Origin of the sequence: Acinetobacter sp. FL, from assembly GCF_040744925.1 — a bacterium.
In the GTDB taxonomy this organism is placed as follows: domain Bacteria; phylum Pseudomonadota; class Gammaproteobacteria; order Pseudomonadales; family Moraxellaceae; genus Acinetobacter; species Acinetobacter radioresistens.
Genome location: NZ_CP160437.1, coordinates 1442009 through 1458395, shown reverse-complemented (window position 1 = coordinate 1458395; position 16387 = coordinate 1442009). Strand labels below are relative to the sequence as shown.

The 16387-nt window shown below is 39.8% G+C and carries 13 protein-coding genes; 8 read left to right on the top strand and 5 right to left on the bottom strand.

Features of this window, described 5'->3' with window-relative positions:
* Nucleotides 1-64 precede the first annotated feature (64 nt).
* Together gcvH and ABZP31_RS06820 are read left to right on the top strand one after the other, a co-directional pair.
* Nucleotides 65-439 carry a glycine cleavage system protein GcvH gene (gcvH, locus tag ABZP31_RS06825; RefSeq protein ID WP_005014391.1) on the top strand — a complete coding sequence of 125 codons (375 nt, stop codon included), beginning with the start codon at nucleotides 65-67 and terminating at the stop codon, nucleotides 437-439.
* 283 nt (nucleotides 440-722) lie between these two features.
* On the top strand, nucleotides 723-1907 hold the full coding sequence (locus ABZP31_RS06820; protein ID WP_248134615.1) for an MFS transporter: 1185 nt from the start codon (nucleotides 723-725) through the stop codon (nucleotides 1905-1907).
* Between the two features lie 57 nt (nucleotides 1908-1964).
* On the opposite strand, the gene ABZP31_RS06815 is transcribed toward ABZP31_RS06820, so the two are convergent.
* Entirely contained in the window at nucleotides 1965-3011 is a 1047-nt protein-coding gene (locus ABZP31_RS06815) for a 3-deoxy-7-phosphoheptulonate synthase (RefSeq protein WP_005404100.1), read from the bottom strand.
* An 821-nt stretch (nucleotides 3012-3832) separates the two neighbouring features.
* On the opposite strand from ABZP31_RS06815, the gene hppD reads away from it, so the two are divergent.
* Complete coding sequence (gene hppD, locus ABZP31_RS06810; protein WP_005014397.1) at nucleotides 3833-4891, top strand: 4-hydroxyphenylpyruvate dioxygenase; 1059 nt, start codon at nucleotides 3833-3835, stop codon at nucleotides 4889-4891.
* 109 nt (nucleotides 4892-5000) lie between these two features.
* On the opposite strand, the gene ABZP31_RS06805 is transcribed toward hppD, so the two are convergent.
* Complete coding sequence (locus ABZP31_RS06805; RefSeq protein ID WP_005014399.1) at nucleotides 5001-5780, bottom strand: IclR family transcriptional regulator; 780 nt, start codon at nucleotides 5778-5780, stop codon at nucleotides 5001-5003.
* A gap of 471 nt (nucleotides 5781-6251) precedes the next feature.
* On the opposite strand from ABZP31_RS06805, the gene ABZP31_RS06800 reads away from it, so the two are divergent.
* Complete coding sequence (locus ABZP31_RS06800) at nucleotides 6252-7637, top strand: amino acid permease (protein WP_005014401.1); 1386 nt, start codon at nucleotides 6252-6254, stop codon at nucleotides 7635-7637.
* Nucleotides 7638-7730: 93 nt separating this feature from the next.
* Nucleotides 7731-8945 carry an amino acid aminotransferase gene (locus tag ABZP31_RS06795; protein WP_248134613.1) on the top strand — a complete coding sequence of 405 codons (1215 nt, stop codon included), beginning with the start codon at nucleotides 7731-7733 and terminating at the stop codon, nucleotides 8943-8945.
* A gap of 75 nt (nucleotides 8946-9020) precedes the next feature.
* Here ABZP31_RS06795 and ABZP31_RS06790 read toward each other — a convergent pair whose 3' ends face one another.
* Nucleotides 9021-10130, bottom strand: a complete 1110-nt coding sequence (locus tag ABZP31_RS06790) for an S-(hydroxymethyl)glutathione dehydrogenase/class III alcohol dehydrogenase (RefSeq protein WP_005014406.1) — start codon at nucleotides 10128-10130, stop codon at nucleotides 9021-9023.
* Nucleotides 10131-10269: 139 nt separating this feature from the next.
* On the opposite strand from ABZP31_RS06790, the gene ABZP31_RS06785 reads away from it, so the two are divergent.
* Together ABZP31_RS06785 and ABZP31_RS06780 are read left to right on the top strand one after the other, a co-directional pair.
* Entirely contained in the window at nucleotides 10270-11823 is a 1554-nt protein-coding gene (locus ABZP31_RS06785) for a phospholipase D family protein (RefSeq protein WP_248088926.1), read from the top strand.
* A 97-nt stretch (nucleotides 11824-11920) separates the two neighbouring features.
* Nucleotides 11921-12361, top strand: coding sequence for a hypothetical protein (locus ABZP31_RS06780; protein ID WP_005025807.1), 441 nt, complete (start codon nucleotides 11921-11923; stop codon nucleotides 12359-12361).
* 74 nt (nucleotides 12362-12435) lie between these two features.
* Here the strand turns inward: ABZP31_RS06780 and aspA are convergent, their stop codons facing one another.
* Nucleotides 12436-13890, bottom strand: coding sequence for an aspartate ammonia-lyase (gene aspA, locus ABZP31_RS06775; RefSeq protein ID WP_248134609.1), 1455 nt, complete (start codon nucleotides 13888-13890; stop codon nucleotides 12436-12438).
* Nucleotides 13891-14332: 442 nt separating this feature from the next.
* Between aspA and putP the strand changes: the two genes are divergently transcribed.
* Nucleotides 14333-15823, top strand: coding sequence for a sodium/proline symporter PutP (gene putP / locus ABZP31_RS06770; RefSeq protein WP_248134606.1), 1491 nt, complete (start codon nucleotides 14333-14335; stop codon nucleotides 15821-15823).
* Nucleotides 15824-15855: 32 nt separating this feature from the next.
* On the opposite strand, the gene ABZP31_RS06765 is transcribed toward putP, so the two are convergent.
* Nucleotides 15856-16344 (bottom strand): Lrp/AsnC ligand binding domain-containing protein, encoded by a 489-nt coding sequence (locus ABZP31_RS06765; RefSeq protein WP_005014418.1) that lies wholly within the window; start codon nucleotides 16342-16344, stop codon nucleotides 15856-15858.
* Nucleotides 16345-16387: the final 43 nt, after the last annotated feature.

Genomic DNA, 16387 nt, shown 5'->3' with positions numbered 1-16387 from the left:
GTTTTTAAACAAAAACCTGTATAACACAAAGCAAAAATGCTTTAAAACTTTTTGAGGAATCGGCATGAATCATCCTTCGGAACTGAAGTATGCAAGTACACATGAATGGGTAAAAATTGTAGGTGATCTTGTGGTCACTGGTATTTCCGACCACGCTCAAGATGCTTTAGGTGACCTGGTCTATGTAGAAATGCCAGAGGTTGGCAGTCAGATTACAGCAGGTGCACAGGCTGGTGTGGTCGAATCCGTAAAAACTGCTTCTGATATTCATGCACCAGTTTCAGGCACAGTTGTAGAAATCAATTCTGCACTTGAAGATGATCCAGACTTTATCAATGAAGATCCGTATGGTAAGGGATGGATCTATAAAATTCGTCCAGATAATATGCAAGATGTAGACACATTACTTTCTAATACAGCTTATGAAGCTGGACTTTAAAAATTAATTTCATCAGCTTCTTTTACATAACTTGAGATTCACTCATACACTGTAGAAGAAGCTGTTTTTGTATTTATATATCATATATAGCTTAATCGCTATTTCTCATAATCTTGCTTTAGTTCATCGTCTCTATACAATTTACATACTTTCACTTATAATTTACAGGTTATATGACTTTATGACGTATTTACTTTTTATTTATCTCCCTCTTTTCCTATTATAAAAAATATCAATTTCTCTACGTCTCAAGTCATGCTCTCCCGGTTATTATAGGTTTATCATGGCATCCATAGACTCCTCTCGGTTATGGAATAAGTTCTTTATTTTTTGCTTATTCAATAACATGTTTTTGTTCATATTTTATTTCGCACAAACTGCAGTACTACCCGTTTATATTATAAGTGACCTGAATGGTACTGTAGCTCAGGCTGGTTTAGCCATGACTCTATTTATGGTCTCTTCTATTGTAGTGCGACCATTTAGTGGCTTAATCATTGAAAAATTTGGCAAGAAAAAGACCTTTTTAGTCTCTGAGCTGATTTTTTGTCTTTTTTCATTCGCTTATCTTCTGGCAGACAATCTTAGTGTTCTGCTGGTTATCCGTTTTCTGCATGGTATCTGGTTTAGTATTCTTACTACGGTTTGTGTACCGATTGCCAATGACTTCATTCCAGAAAAACGTAAAGGCGAAGGCATGGGCTATTTTATTATGTCAATAAACTTGGGGCTGGTGCTGGGTCCACTTTTAGGGCTTAGCTTGATTCAACCATTAGGCTACACTACCGTCGCGCTGATTTTAGCAACCATTATTTGTCTAGGCTTTGCTTTCTGCCTGCTTATCCCCATTCGCGAAATTAAAAAATTACCTGAAGTTACTGAGAAAAAGAAAATCAGCTTACAGGATTTTGTTGAAAAACGTGCCTTACCTGCTTCCCTGATGGTTATGCTCCTGGCATTTGGTTACTCTAGTATCATGTCTTATATTTCAACTTTTGCTAAAACTAAAGGCTTACTTAGCTCTGCTGGATTGTTTTTTGTAGTATTTGCTGTGGCTATGATGAGTATTCGTCCATTTACTGGCCGACTGTATGACATTAAAGGCCCAAATATCATTATTTATCCATCTATTATTCTTTTTATTATCGGTTTGATACTTCTTAGCCAGATTGAAACTTTAACCGGTCTAATGATCAGTGCAATCTTTATCGGTATGGGTTTCGGCTCACTCCAGCCCTGTTTACAAACTTTGGCAATCCAGCGTTCGCCTAGACATCGTATTGGCCATACGACTTCAACCTTCTTTACTTTATATGATACAGGGATAGCATTAGGGGCTGTATTACTGGGCTATGTAGTTGCATTGTACAGCTATACTGTGATGTACCTGCTTTGTGCTTTTATTATCGCTTTAAGCTTGATATTTTATAAGTTTGTTGTAGACAGACAGAAACCCCTACAACCCTAAATTTACAGATATAGCCCGTATTCTTGAAGTATACGGGCCCCTGCTCTTATTTATATTTTATACTACACATTCATAGCGCATCTGCTCTGCAACAGAAAGCAACAAGGCAGATGTCTTATCCCATCCCAAGCAACCGTCTGTGACTGACTGACCATATATCATATTACAGGAGATTGCTTGGTTTCCATCTACAAGATGGCTTTCCAGCATTACTCCCCGTACATCAGTTTCACTACGCTCAGCAATAATCTGCTGGAGTACTGAGGTCTGTAATAAAGGATTTTTAGAACTGTTGCCATGACTGCAATCAATAACTAGAGGTGGAAGCACAGCTTTGTGACGGGCACGTATCCGTTCAATTGATGCAAGGTCATAATTAGGGCCTGAATTTGCACCACGTAATATCAAATGCGGTAACTTGTTACCCAGACTGTTTAACATACAAGGTAAGCCATTTTGGCTCATACCCATGAACTGATGGGAGTTTCTGGCTGACTGTATCGCATCTAGTGCGATTTGAATTGAACCATCGGTACCATTTTTAAAACCGATGCTGTACGGCATATGGCTGGATATTTCTCGGTGAATTTGTGATTCGCTGGTTCGTGCGCCAATGGCTCCCCAGGCCAACAGGTCATCAAAATAGGGGGTTGCCATCGGGTTTAAAATTTCGCTTGCAATAGGCAAACCCATACTGATGAGTTGCAGATATAAAGCTCTGGATTGCTCCAGGCCTGACTGCAAATCTGAAGAACCATTTAAATGTGGATCATATAAAAACCCTTTCCAGCCGACCGTAGTACGAGGTTTCTCAATATAAGCACGCATGACCAGAAAAATCTGGTCTGAAATTTTAGTTTGGAGCTGTTTTAATTTTTGGGCATATTCGAGTGCAGCAACCGGATCATGAATAGAACAAGGTCCTGTAATTACCATAAGACGAGAGTCTTCGCCTGAAAGAATATTTTGTATAGTTGTACGATGCTCAGCAACTTGCCGGGCTAATGCAGGAGATAAAGAATATTGTGCTTTTAATTGATGAGGCAGGCTTAAAGTTTTTTCTATTGTAGCCGATTGGTTTAAAGCAGTATTGAGAGCATTCATTGGTTATTCCTCTGGACTGTTTATTTCAGTCCGATGATTTATTTGAGCGTAAGGGATCTAAGCGATTGCATGTGCTGGCCAAAATAAAACCAATAAAAATTGCCAAAATAAGTAAAGTTAAATGTATACATGAGGGAAGCTCCATAATTATCAATCTATAAGACATAAAAAAACCTGATCAGGTTTGCCGATCAGGTTTTAATTTTGATGGGCAACCTTTATTTGCCCGAACGCATTCAGGCAATCATTTAAACTGCCAGAAATAATAATATGCGTTCATAAGTTCAGGTTGCTTTAACATCTTGTACCAATGTTTGAGAAAATATCTATTTTCTAAAATACGCGTACATTGTTTCTTTGACAAGAACTTAAACTAAAAAAATTATTTATTATTAAATAAACTTCTATTTATGATTAAGATTTAATGAATAAAACCTAGATAAAACAATTGTTAAACTCTATAAGGAAAAATTTTTAGCCTGTTTTGCCTCAACATAAACTTATATAATTATTGCCAAAATTACAAACTACATAATTCAATTATGTATTGCATAACTTTTTGTTTTGAGTATCATTGAACCAAATGGGATGTAGTCTGTAATTTATCTAGGGCATGGAAATAAGCAATAGAATTAATTATGGGACATTCTGAAAATTTCACTAAAAATTTTAACTCTGTAACAGGCTCGGATGCTTAAGAGTAGAAAAACATATTTGAGTATTTCTATATTTCCAATCCGGATTCATGTTCAGAATTAAAAATAATTTCAGGTAGAAGGCAAAAGCTGAACAGGCTTTTGAACACAACAAGAGGAAGTTGTATGAACGTTTTAGAAAATCCTTTAGAACTCTGCGGATTTGCTTTCATTGAATTCGTATCGAAGGATGGTGAACTAGATCAGGTATTTCAAACGATTGGCTTTACTAAAGTAGCCCGCCACAAGTCTAAGAATGTTTATTTATGGCGCCAAGGCAATATCAATATTATTTTAAACTATCAGCCAGAATCATACGCATCTTATTTCTTTAATGAGCATGGCCCTTCTGCCTGTGCTATGGGTTTTAAAACTAAAGATGCTGCAAAGGCTTATAAAAAGGCGCTTGAGCTGGGCGCTGAACCAATGCTAAACAAGGTAGGTCCAATGGAACTGAATATCCCGGCGATTAAAGGGATTGGTGGTATGCCAATTTTCCTGATTGATCGGGATATTTATCAAAGTGACTTTGAGTTCCTGGAAGGTGTAGATGCAAATCCGGTTGGAACTGGTCTAAATGAAATTGATCATTTGACCCATAATGTTTATAAAGGCCGTATGGAATACTGGGCTAATTTCTATGAAAAGATTTTCAACTTCCAGGAAATCCGCTATTTCGATATTAAAGGCGAATACACCGGCTTGACATCAAAAGCCCTGACTGCTCCAGATGGCATGATTCGTATTCCATTAAATGAAGACAGTGATAAAGGAAATGGCCAGATTGCCGAATTCCTGGCTGACTTTAATGGTGAAGGTATCCAGCATATTGCATTCATCACAGATGATCTGGTTTCGACTTGGGATAAGCTACATGACTTAGGAGCCAAGTTCATGACGGCGCCACCAGAAACCTATTATGAAATGCTGCCTGAGCGTTTACCAAATCATGGTGAACCAACAGAAGAGCTGAAAAAACGCGGCATTTTACTGGATGGTAATACTAAAGACGGCGAAAAACGCCTTCTACTTCAGATCTTTTCTGAGAATATGATCGGACCAGTCTTCTTTGAATTTATTCAGCGTAAAGATGACGACGGTTTTGGTGAAGGCAACTTCAAAGCCCTGTTTGAATCAATTGAACGCGATCAGATTAAACGTGGTGTACTCAGTGTAACTGATTAATTTATAATCCCTATATTTAGAGAATGCAGGAGTTTTCCCCTGCATTTTTTGATATTTTTATAAAATAAAAAGGCGCTCTAATAGCGCCTTCTTGTTTTTAACCAGTTAGTTATCTTTCACGGATGTACTGGTTAATTGATTCGGCCATCTGCTTTAAAAATATAATTTTTTCATGGTTCGCTTGAATGGGCAGCATATCTTCACTATCAATTACCACAATACAAAACTCGATAGCATTGTAAGTATTAAAAATAGGTAAACCAACTGCGTTGATCCCGGTCAGAAGATCACCTTGTGCCACCGACATTTTTTGTGCCTGTATCTGATTCTTTAATATTAAGAACTCTTCCCAATTTTTAGGGGAAAGTGTTTTATTTGATGAGGTATGTTTTTTCCACTCTTCTTCCATAAGTGGCCGCACCAGATGTTCAGGCAAGTAAGACGCATAGATCCGGCCCGCAGCAGAGTTGACTAATGGCATGATTGAGCCTACACGCGTCACGATCGATACCGGATGCAACGATTCAATTGACTGGACAACCAGAGGGCCCCGCGGCGACCATTTACTAATCTGAATACTTGAACCGATTTTGCCCTGCATTTCATAAATCTGGCTTTGAACCAGTTGCAAGGTGTCCGTATGCTGGATACAACGTAAACCTAGACGCCATGCTTGTTCACCAAGGCCATACTGGCCATCTTCAAGCTGTCTGGCATAATTCATGCGTATCAGACTGGCCAGATAACGGTGGACTTTAGCAGGATGCATGCCGAGTTTGTGTGAAAGGTCTTTCAGCATGATGGGGTTATTATGTTCTACCAGTGAATTGAATACGTGTAGCCCTATTTCTAGAGACTGAACACCACCAGAGACCTTTTCTTCACTCATGTTTTAACCCTTTTCATCCTTTTTAAATATCCGTCTTCGCTCGTCTATTCCGGTTTTTCATGCTGAGACTTTAGCAAGTTTCAGCCTGCCTGATCATAGAGAGTTCATTATTTTTTAGCAATCACCAAGCCCGACAAAGCTGGAAAAAACTGAAAAATATAGTTTTCTTCTTTAAAGCTGAATGTTTTAGCTCATTACAGACTGGGCCAAAAGAAAAAATTTAGCGTTGAGTAACTTTTCTCATGCCATATAAAGATACAGGCTCAACGGCAATTAGAATAAAATTTATGAATAATTTTTATTTATTAAAACAATAACTTATTTTTATATAATGGCTAACCCAACAATATAACTAGACTTTTCAGTCAAAAATTTAAAAAATCGGCTATGTTCTCAAGGTTTAAATTATGTTATACGTAATTAAGTATAAAATTATTACGAATACGAAAAACACAAGGAAGAAAGGATCATATGGATAATCCTCAACAAGGTGATTTAAACGCAGGTTTAAAGAATCGTCATATTCAGCTGATTGCTCTTGGAGGAGCAATCGGCACCGGTCTATTTCTGGGAATTTCTCAAACAATTAAAATGGCCGGCCCCTCAGTTATTCTGGGCTATGCAATAGCAGGACTGATTGCTTTCCTGATGATGCGCCAGTTAGGTGAAATGATTGTAGAAGAACCGGTAAGCGGTTCATTTAGTCATTTTGCTTACAAGTACTGGGGAAAATTCGCAGGATTTATGTCTGGGTGGAATTACTGGGTACTGAACGTACTGGTGTGTATGGCAGAACTCAGTGCAATTGGTCTTTATATCCACTACTGGTGGCCTGAAATTCCAACCTGGATGACCGCCTTAGGCTTTTTTATTCTGATCAACGGTATTAACCTGCTTCATGTCAAATTTTTTGGTGAAATGGAATTCTGGCTCGCTATTATCAAGGTGGTGGCGATCATTTGTATGATCGGCTTCGGTAGCTATCTGCTCACTACCGGTAGCGCAGGACCACAATCGACCATCAGCAATCTTTGGGCACTAGGTGGGTTTTTTCCAAATGGCATCAGTGGTCTGGTTATGGCTATGGCTGTAATCATGTTTGCTTTTGGTGGTATTGAACTTGTCGGTATTGCTGCAGCAGAAACGCACGAACCCGGGAAAACCTTGCCTAAAGCTATTAACCAGATTGTCTACCGTATCCTGATTTTTTATATCGGTACTCTCGTAGTAATTTTATCGCTATTTCCATGGAACAAAATGGCCGAAGGCGGCAGTCCGTTTGTGCTGATTTTTGATTCTCTTAACAGTCAGGGAGTTGCGACTGTACTGAATTTTGTAGTACTGACAGCAGCAGTTTCTGTTTATAACAGTACCAGTTACTGTACCAGTCGCATGCTGCTCGGTCTCGCTAAACAGGGTAATGCACCTGAGTTTTTGAGTAAAATTAACAAAAATGGTATTCCGGTGCCGGCCGTACTAATCTCTGCTTTTGTTACCCTGCTCTGTGTACTGCTCAATTACATGTTTCCAGAGAAAGCGTTTAGTCTGCTGATGATGCTGGTTGTTGCTGCGATCGTTATTAACTGGATGGTCATTTTTATCACTCACTTAAAATTCCGCAAACAGATGATACGTGAAAACAAAACCACGCAATTTCCAAGTTTGGCTTATCCATTCACAAACTATCTTTGTATAGTCTTTATGATTGGTATTTTAGGCATTATGATAATGACGCCAGATATGCGTATTGCAGTTATGATGATCCCAGGATGGCTGTTGTGCCTGCTGATCGCCTATCAGATTAAAAAGCGCAAGGCACTTCAACGTCATAATATGGTTCTGGAAACTGACACCTGAGCCAGTAAATCCCCTCCAGAACATGGATGATGGACTGGAGCAGTTTTTAACAGAGTACAGTTAGAAGGCTGTACGACTTAAGGAAGTAATTGAATGTTTGAGCATGTAAATCCTTATCCGGGTGATCCGATTCTGTCTCTAATGGAAGAGTTCAATACGGATGCCCGTACAGACAAGGTAAACCTGAGTATTGGACTTTATTATAATGAAGACAGTATTGTGCCACAGCTCGAAGCCGTTAAAACAGCGTACAAGCATATTGCCAAGCTGAACGATACGACCAAACTGTACCTGCCAATGGAAGGCTTCAAACCTTACCGTGAAGCCATTCAAAACTTGCTGTTTACTGAAAACAGTCCGGCTCGAGCTCAGGGACGTGTTGCTACAATTCAAACATTAGGCGGATCAGGTGCTCTTAAAGTAGGTGCAGATTTCCTTAAGAAATACTTTCCTGAGTCTGAAATCTGGGTAAGTAATCCAACTTGGGATAATCATGTAGCTATCTTCAATGGTGCAGGTATCAATACACATTACTATCCATATTTTGAGGCTGAAACCCATGGTGTGGACTTTGCGGGTATGCTAGATACCTTAAAGCAACTGCCAGAACAAAGTATCGTATTATTGCATCCATGCTGTCATAATCCGACTGGCGCCGATCTTGTTCCTGCACAGTGGGATCAGGTGATTGAAGTATTGAAAACAGGAAACCTGATTCCGTTTTTGGACATCGCTTATCAGGGCTTTGGCCACGGCATGCAAGAAGATGCTTATCTGATCCGTGCACTGGATCAGGCAGGAATGAACTTTATTGTCAGCAATTCATTTTCCAAGATTTTCTCGCTATATGGTGAACGTGTTGGCGGACTTTCCTTTGTCTGTGACGACCAAGAAACAGCTCAGCGCGTTCTGGGCCAGCTAAAAGCTACTGTTCGCCGTATTTACTCTAGCCCCCCTACAACGGGTGCATTACTGGTTGAAAATGTGCTCAATGATGAAGAACTGCACTCCCTTTGGCTGACTGAAGTTGAAGGTATGCGTACCCGTATCCAGAAAATGCGTCAGATTCTAAAAGATGAATTAAGTCGTGCATTACCAGATCAAGACTTTAGCTACCTGGTAAACCAGAACGGTATGTTTAGTTATACCGGGTTGACTGCTGAACAAGTCGATCTGCTTAAGGAAAAATACGGTATTTATCTGGTTCGAAGCGGACGTATGTGTGTTGCAGGTCTAAACCAGAAAAATATTTATTATGTGGCTGAAGCAATGGCTGCTGTTTTGAAAAAGAGTTTAGCCACTGTTTAATTTCAAATAAATAAAAAACCGGGAAAGTTCCCGGTTTTTTATTTTTTAAATTATAAAGTTTAGATTTGCCTAGAACTAAAAATGAATCACTGTACGGATAGATTTACCCTCATGCAGTAAATCAAAAGCTTCATTAATTTTACTCAAAGGTAAATTATGCGTGATGAATGGATCAATTTTAATTTCACCACGCATTGCCTGCTGTACCATACCTGGTAGCTGGGTACGACCCTTGACGCCACCAAAAGCCGAACCACGCCATACCCGGCCTGTTACCAGCTGGAATGGACGGGTGCGTATTTCCTGACCGGCGCCGGCAACACCAATAATGACTGACTCGCCCCAGCCTTTATGGCAGCATTCCAGTGCAGCACGCATGATGTCTACGTTACCAATACATTCAAAGCTATAGTCAACTCCTCCATCAGTCATCTCAACAATGACTTCCTGGATAGGCTTGCTATAGTCTTTCGGATTGACAACATCAGTCGCGCCCATTTCCTGAGCCAATGCAAACTTGTCCGGATTAATATCAATTGCAATAATACGGCCAGCTTTGGCTTGCACTGCACCCTGAATAGCTGCCAGTCCAATTGCACCTAAACCGAAAATCGCGACAGTCGCACCTTCTTCAACTTTTGCCGTATTATGTACTGCACCGATTCCTGTCGTTACACCACATCCGAGCAGGCACATTTTTTCAAGTGGGGCTTCCGGATCAATTTTAGCAAGAGAGATTTCTGCTACTACAGTGTATTCACTGAATGTAGACGTACCCATATAATGATAAATAGGCTCACCATTATAAGAAAAGCGGGTCGTACCATCCGGCATTAAGCCTTTACCTTGAGTTGCACGAACTGCCTGGCACAGGTTAGTTTTGCCTGAAGTACAGAATTTGCACTTGCCACATTCTGCAGTATAGAGCGGAATAACATGATCACCGGGCTTCACCGAAGTAACACCTTCTCCGACTTCAACCACAATACCGCCACCTTCATGTCCTAGAACCGCCGGAAAAACGCCTTCCGGATCTTCACCTGATAAAGTAAAAGCATCAGTATGGCATACACCAGTGTGTGTAATTTTAACCAGTACTTCACCAGCTTTTGGCGGAGCAACATCTATTTCAACAATTTCCAGGGGCTGACCTGGCCCAAATGCGACTGCTGCACGTGATTTCATTACATTTTCATCCTGTAATCTGTAAGGCTGACTGAAAAATTAATACCTAACAGTAACTCTAATACGCTAAAACATTCAAGTATTTACTCAGGCATGATGTTATCTTAAATGTGAAAGAGATACGTGACACATAATTAAAATGCAATTAGATAATCATCTGAAAGGTATAATTATTGGTATGACATTGACGGGTTTAACTGGCTGTGAGCTCCCTCCCAATATCTCGGAATATACGGAGCATAAACATACGCCTTCTCGCCCCTGGATTAATGATGATGCTAAAGACGAAAAAATCCGACAGGGACTCACTGCCTATTTGGCCATGGAAGATGCATTTAGTAGTATTGCATCACGTATCCACCTGATTCGTAATGCAAAAAATACTTTAGAATTACAGTATTATATCTGGAATAATGATTTTATTGGACACCTGATGTTTGCTGAACTCCTAAGAGCAGCTGATCGTGGTGTAAAAATAAAGCTTTTAATTGATGATCAGAATGGTACACAGCTCGACCCGACCTTAAAAGTACTCAGTCTGCATCCAAATTTTGAAATTAAAATATTTAATCCTTACAAATACCGGCATTTGCGGGTATTGGACTATTTTTTTCGCATGAAATATGTCAATCAGCGTATGCATAATAAACTTATTATTGCTGATGGAGTCATGGCCGTAACAGGTGGACGGAATATTAGCCGCGAATACTTTGATGCGAGTCAGGAATTCCAGTTTACCGACATGGACATTCTGTTTTCTGGTAAAGCTGTTGGGCAGGCTAACCAAGTATTTGCAGAATTTTGGCTGCATGAATTGAGCTACTCATCACAACAGCTGCTCGGTTTCGGTACGGTTGACCAGTTAATTGCATTACGTAAAGAATATGACCTGATTGAAAATTCTCGCAACCCGACGGAAGAACGGATTTCTCAGGCTCAGGAACTAATTAACCAATATTTGCAGGAACGCCCGATCAATTGGGCCAAGGCATATTTTGTAGCAGACTCTCCCAAAAAAATTAAAGGACTAGCAACTGGCAATGAACTGATTTATAACCAGATGATTTCTATATTGGGTGAGCCTAAAAACCATCTTGAACTGGTTTCAGCTTATTTTGTACCTACAGAAATCGGCCAGAAGTACCTTTCTAATATTTCTAAAAATGGAATTAATGTCAGAATTCTAACCAATTCTCTGCCAGCCAATGATGTTGCTTTGGTCCATGCCTTTTACGGAAAGTACCGTAAAAGTCTGCTTGAACATGGTGTACAGCTTTATGAATTTAAGCCTTATCAGGAGCGAAAGCGTCGTACCTGGTATGAAGTCGCTACCGGTAACGTAATACCGTCTAAGGGCAAGAACAGTTCCAGTTTGCATGCTAAATTTTTTGATGTAGACGGCAAGGTTTTTATTGGCTCATTCAATTTTGATCCACGTTCAGTTAATCTGAATACAGAAGTAGGCTTGGTGATTGAATCTGAAGCTTTACAAAAACAGATTACATTAAATCTCGACAAGCACCTTCCCCAGATTGCTTATAAGCTCAAATTAGATCAAAAAGGTAACATTGTCTGGTTAGAACAGAAAAAGGACGGCAAAGTGATAGAACATCAGAATGAACCCGGGACTAGCCGTTTCCAGCGCTTTATGATGGATACAGTCTCAAGACTGCCTATTGAATGGATGATGTAAGTCTGATTTTCAAAGTTTGCATTTATATACTGTAAAAGTTGTGCCTGACGACCTGATCTTTTAAGATGGCCACTTTTACAGTTCACATCTCCCCGTAATGCAATTTTTTGATTTAAGCCGGCAATTTAATTTAAATGATATTTTGACGCCCAAGAAAACTCTGGATGACTTAGGTGGACAGGAATGGTTCCTGAGCAAAATCCGTGTGGAATATGACTGCCTGGCTTCCGACAGTAATATTCTTGAAGGTCAGGCTATTTTAAAATCCAGTGAAAATATCCAGATTGAGCTAGAGTGGGTAATTGTCGATACAGGTTATGAGCTGCAAATACTTTTTAAAGGTATTGAAGACTATCGCAATGAACACGTTATAGTGACAGTTAAAGGCGCCCAGCTTGTAGAACTTTCTGGAGAACCATTAACCAGCCAGGCTTTGGCATTATGGATTGAGGGGACTTTACTGATAAAGCTCCCTCATATTCGCCGTGAAATTAAAAGCCGGTTAAATCTATGGGACTATATAGAATATCAGGATTAACCTGATTAATATAAAAGGATAGCTGCATGGGCTATCCTTTTGAATTTTAAAAATATTACTTTTACCTAAATTATTTAGCTTACCTGGTCTAATGTTTGTGAAACACTTCCGGACAATACTTCACTCACCAGATTTTCAAATGAGAAAATTTCTTCCAGCTGTTTTTCGGTCAGCAGTTTTTTCTCTAAAACTACGTCCTGAATTGTACGATTCTCAGCAATACACTGCTTACCGATTTCATCACACGCACCATGACCAAGAATCGGTTCAAGCAAGGTAATTATTCCAACACTGCGCATTACTGCTTCGTAGCAGGTCTTTTCATTGGCATGAATGCCCTGTATACATTTTTCATCCAGTGTTTTTATGCCTTGGGTGAGTAGCCCGATTGATTCATTTAAGGCTTGCGCGATGACAGGCTCCATGACATTAAGCTGTAACTGGCCTGCTTCAGCAGCAAAGGTAATGGTTAAATCATTACCTATAACCTTAAAAGCAATCTGGTTAACTACTTCAGGAATCACAGGATTTACTTTAGCCGGCATAATAGATGAACCTGCCTGCATTTCAGGTAAACTGATTTCAGCTAGCCCGGTACGTGGTCCCGAACTTAATAAACGCAGGTCATTACAAATTTTTGATAGTTTGCACGCTAGACGTTTTAAGCTGCTCGACAGAATAATAAATACACCACAGTCACTGGTTGCTTCTACATAGTCTTCTGCTCCCGAAAGCGGCAGACCAGTAATTTCCTTTAAGCATTCTACCACTTTAGCCGCATAACCCTGTGGCGTATTTACACCGGTACCAATCGCTGTTGCACCCAGGTTAATTTCCAATAATAGCTGGCGCATCTTTTGAATTAAACGTACATCTTCTTTGAGCAGAGTAGCAAAAGCACGAAATTCCTGTCCTAAGGTCATAGGTACTGCATCTTGCAGTTGGGTACGCCCCATCTTTAAGACAAAACGAAATTCAGTTGCCTTATATTCAAGTGAAGTAATTAATTTTTCGACCTGCATAAACAGTTGGTCTAAAGCATAGTAAGTCGCAACTCTTAAAGCAGTCGGATAGACATCATTCGTTGACTGTGATTTATTCACATGGTCATTGGGATGAATAATATAGTATGAGCCCTTGTCATGACCGGTCATTTCTAGCACCAGATTGGCAATTACCTCATTGGTATTCATATTAATAGAAGTACCAGCGCCGCCCTGATAGACATCTAGCGGGAAATGTTTTTCCCAATTCTCTGGAGTATCAATTAGTTTTTGACATGCTGCCTGAATGGCCTGACTCTGCTGTTCGGTAAGTTTTCCAAAAAACTGGTTAGCTTGTGCTGAAGCTTTTTTTACCTGAGCCAAAGCACGGATGAAATGATGCTGTTCACCTATTTTCTGCTGAGAGATCTGAAAGTTTTCTAAGGCTCTTAAAGTATGAATGCCATAGTAACTTGAAGAAAGCACCTCTTTGGTGCCTAATAAGTCCTTTTCGGTGCGAAACCTGTTGTTTTGTCCAATATTCATTCCGTTAACTCTTAAATTATGCACAATTATAGTGCAATAGAAGTATAATAGGACTTGTTATAATTTTCACTACTTACAATATGAAACATTTGGAAAGTTTTTACTAATTTTTATCAAGTTCTGCAACTAACGTAACTTTATGTAAATTTTGGCAGAAATTTGAACTTTCCTATTTGAAGCACTATATAAAAGTTAAATTTTTTCACTATTTTACGTTAATGCAAAAATATAGTTATAAGTTTAAAAATTAATCTTTATGAATCATTGCAATAAATTTATTGTAACTAAAGTTACACAAAGTAACATTTTGCATGTAAAATTGTATTACAAATGTAACAGTACAAAAAATCACTTTTGTGCTTGAATCACAGCCTTTCCAGGTGAATCAGATATAATGCGCTATTTGCTGGAATGCACATATACAGCATAAGGACAGGCAGGCATGGAACAGTTTAACCCTACCCTCATCACATTTATATTTTATATCATCGCTATGGTAGGTATAGGTTTGTATGCCTATAAAGCCACAAGCGATTTTTCAGATTATATTCTCGGTGGTCGAAGCCTCGGCAGCTTCGTCACCGCTCTTTCAGCCGGTGCTTCAGATATGAGTGGCTGGCTGCTCATGGGTCTTCCAGGTGCAATCTACCTGTCTGGACTTTCTGAGGCATGGATTGCCATCGGCCTAATTATTGGTGCTTGGCTAAACTGGCTACTGGTTGCAGGCCGTCTGCGGGTACATACCGAAGTCCAGCATAACGCTTTAACTCTTCCAGATTATTTCACTAGCCGTTTTGCAGACCACAAGAAAATCCTGCGGATTACATCAGCAATGATTATTCTGATTTTCTTCGCGATCTACTGTGCTTCAGGTATGGTTGCAGGCGCACGTCTATTTGAAAGTATTTTCGGAATGTCTTACCAGACTGCTCTATGGATCAGTGCTATTGCAACTATCAGTTATGTATGTATTGGCGGATTTCTGGCTATTAGCTGGACTGATACATTCCAGGCTGGCCTGATGATTTTTGCTTTACTACTAACACCCGTAATTACATTTTTAAGTATTGGCGACACTACTCAAGTTATGACACTGCTGGAAACTGCTCGCCCTGCTGCATTCGACATGTTCTCCAATTTGAGCATAGTGGCTATTTTATCTCTCATGGCTTGGGGTCTGGGTTATTTTGGCCAGCCGCATATCCTTGTACGTTTTATGGCAGCAGATTCAGTCAAGTCAATTCCAGCTGCACGTCGTATCGGCATGACCTGGATGATTCTATGTTTAGGTGGTGCAGTTGGAGCAGGTTTCTTTGGTATTCCCTACTTTGCACAGCATCCTGAACTTGCAGGTGCAGTGACTCAGAATCCAGAAACTGTATTTATGGAATTAACCAAGATCCTTTTTAATCCTTGGGTAGCAGGTATTATTCTTGCTGCGATTTTAGCAGCTGTGATGAGTACATTAAGCTGCCAGTTACTGGTATGTTCAAGTACTTTAACTGAAGACTTTTATAAGACTTTCCTACGCAAAAATGCTTCCCAGAAGGAACTGGTTTGGGTAGGCCGCCTTATGGTTCTGGCAATTGCAGTGTTGGCGATTATTCTTGCAGGTAATCCAGAGAGTAAGGTTTTAGGTTTAGTTTCTTATGCATGGGCAGGTTTTGGTGCTGCATTTGGTCCACTCATTATTCTGTCCCTGTTCTGGAAGCGCATGACCCTAAATGGTGCTTTAGCCGGAATGATCACAGGTGCAGTGATAGTAATTTTATGGAAAAACCTGTTTGCTGAAACTGGTATCTATGAAATTATTCCTGGTTTCATTTTGGCATGGGCAGTGATCATGCTGGTCAGCCTGATGGGTAAAGTGCCAAGTCGCGAGGTAACTGATCGTTTTGAAGAAGCTGACCGTCTGTATCATGAGCAGAAATAAACCGGATATCCATATCTAAAACAAAGGGGCTTTTAAGCCCCTTTATTTTTAACTGCTGTTTTACTTTTAAGCTTTAATCGGGTTGTGGTTTTGAGCTCTTCCATCACTGGATAACTGCGTGTTTCCTTTACGCCTGGCAGTTGCCAGAGCACCTGTCCTGCCATTTTACGAAATTCTTCCATATTGGCACTGCGCACCTTAAGCAGAAAGTCGAATCCTCCACTCATTAAATGGCATTCAGAAATTTCCGGATAGTCCAGAATTGCCTCTTCAAACTCTTCAAGAGCATTTGGGGTTGTCTTGTCCAGCATTACCTCGACAAAAACAACAAAGCCGGCATCCAGCTTGTTTGGGTTAAGTTTAGCTTCATAACCAAGTATATATCCTTCCTTGGTAAGCTTTTGTACCCGTGAAATTACAGCTGTGGGAGAGAGGTTAACTAACTCAGCCAGTTTACTGTTGGCAATACGTCCATCACACTGTAATAGTTCAAGTATTTTGAAATCTGTACGATCCAGCATAATTTCCTGTCTTCCATGAATAATTCACTAAATTATGAACTAT

Coding starts and splice junctions, on each gene's coding strand:
- ABZP31_RS06815 (WP_005404100.1), bottom strand. CDS start 3,011: ATGAATGCTCTCAATACTGCTTTAAACCAATCGGCTACAATAGAAAAA.
- ABZP31_RS06795 (WP_248134613.1), top strand. CDS start 7,731: ATGTTTGAGCATGTAAATCCTTATCCGGGTGATCCGATTCTGTCTCTA.
- ABZP31_RS06785 (WP_248088926.1), top strand. CDS start 10,270: ATGCAATTAGATAATCATCTGAAAGGTATAATTATTGGTATGACATTG.
- hppD (WP_005014397.1), top strand. CDS start 3,833: ATGAACGTTTTAGAAAATCCTTTAGAACTCTGCGGATTTGCTTTCATT.
- putP (WP_248134606.1), top strand. CDS start 14,333: ATGGAACAGTTTAACCCTACCCTCATCACATTTATATTTTATATCATC.
- gcvH (WP_005014391.1), top strand. CDS start 65: ATGAATCATCCTTCGGAACTGAAGTATGCAAGTACACATGAATGGGTA.
- ABZP31_RS06765 (WP_005014418.1), bottom strand. CDS start 16,344: ATGCTGGATCGTACAGATTTCAAAATACTTGAACTATTACAGTGTGAT.
- ABZP31_RS06780 (WP_005025807.1), top strand. CDS start 11,921: ATGCAATTTTTTGATTTAAGCCGGCAATTTAATTTAAATGATATTTTG.
- ABZP31_RS06820 (WP_248134615.1), top strand. CDS start 723: ATGGCATCCATAGACTCCTCTCGGTTATGGAATAAGTTCTTTATTTTT.
- ABZP31_RS06800 (WP_005014401.1), top strand. CDS start 6,252: ATGGATAATCCTCAACAAGGTGATTTAAACGCAGGTTTAAAGAATCGT.
- ABZP31_RS06790 (WP_005014406.1), bottom strand. CDS start 10,130: ATGAAATCACGTGCAGCAGTCGCATTTGGGCCAGGTCAGCCCCTGGAA.
- aspA (WP_248134609.1), bottom strand. CDS start 13,890: ATGAATATTGGACAAAACAACAGGTTTCGCACCGAAAAGGACTTATTA.
- ABZP31_RS06805 (WP_005014399.1), bottom strand. CDS start 5,780: ATGAGTGAAGAAAAGGTCTCTGGTGGTGTTCAGTCTCTAGAAATAGGG.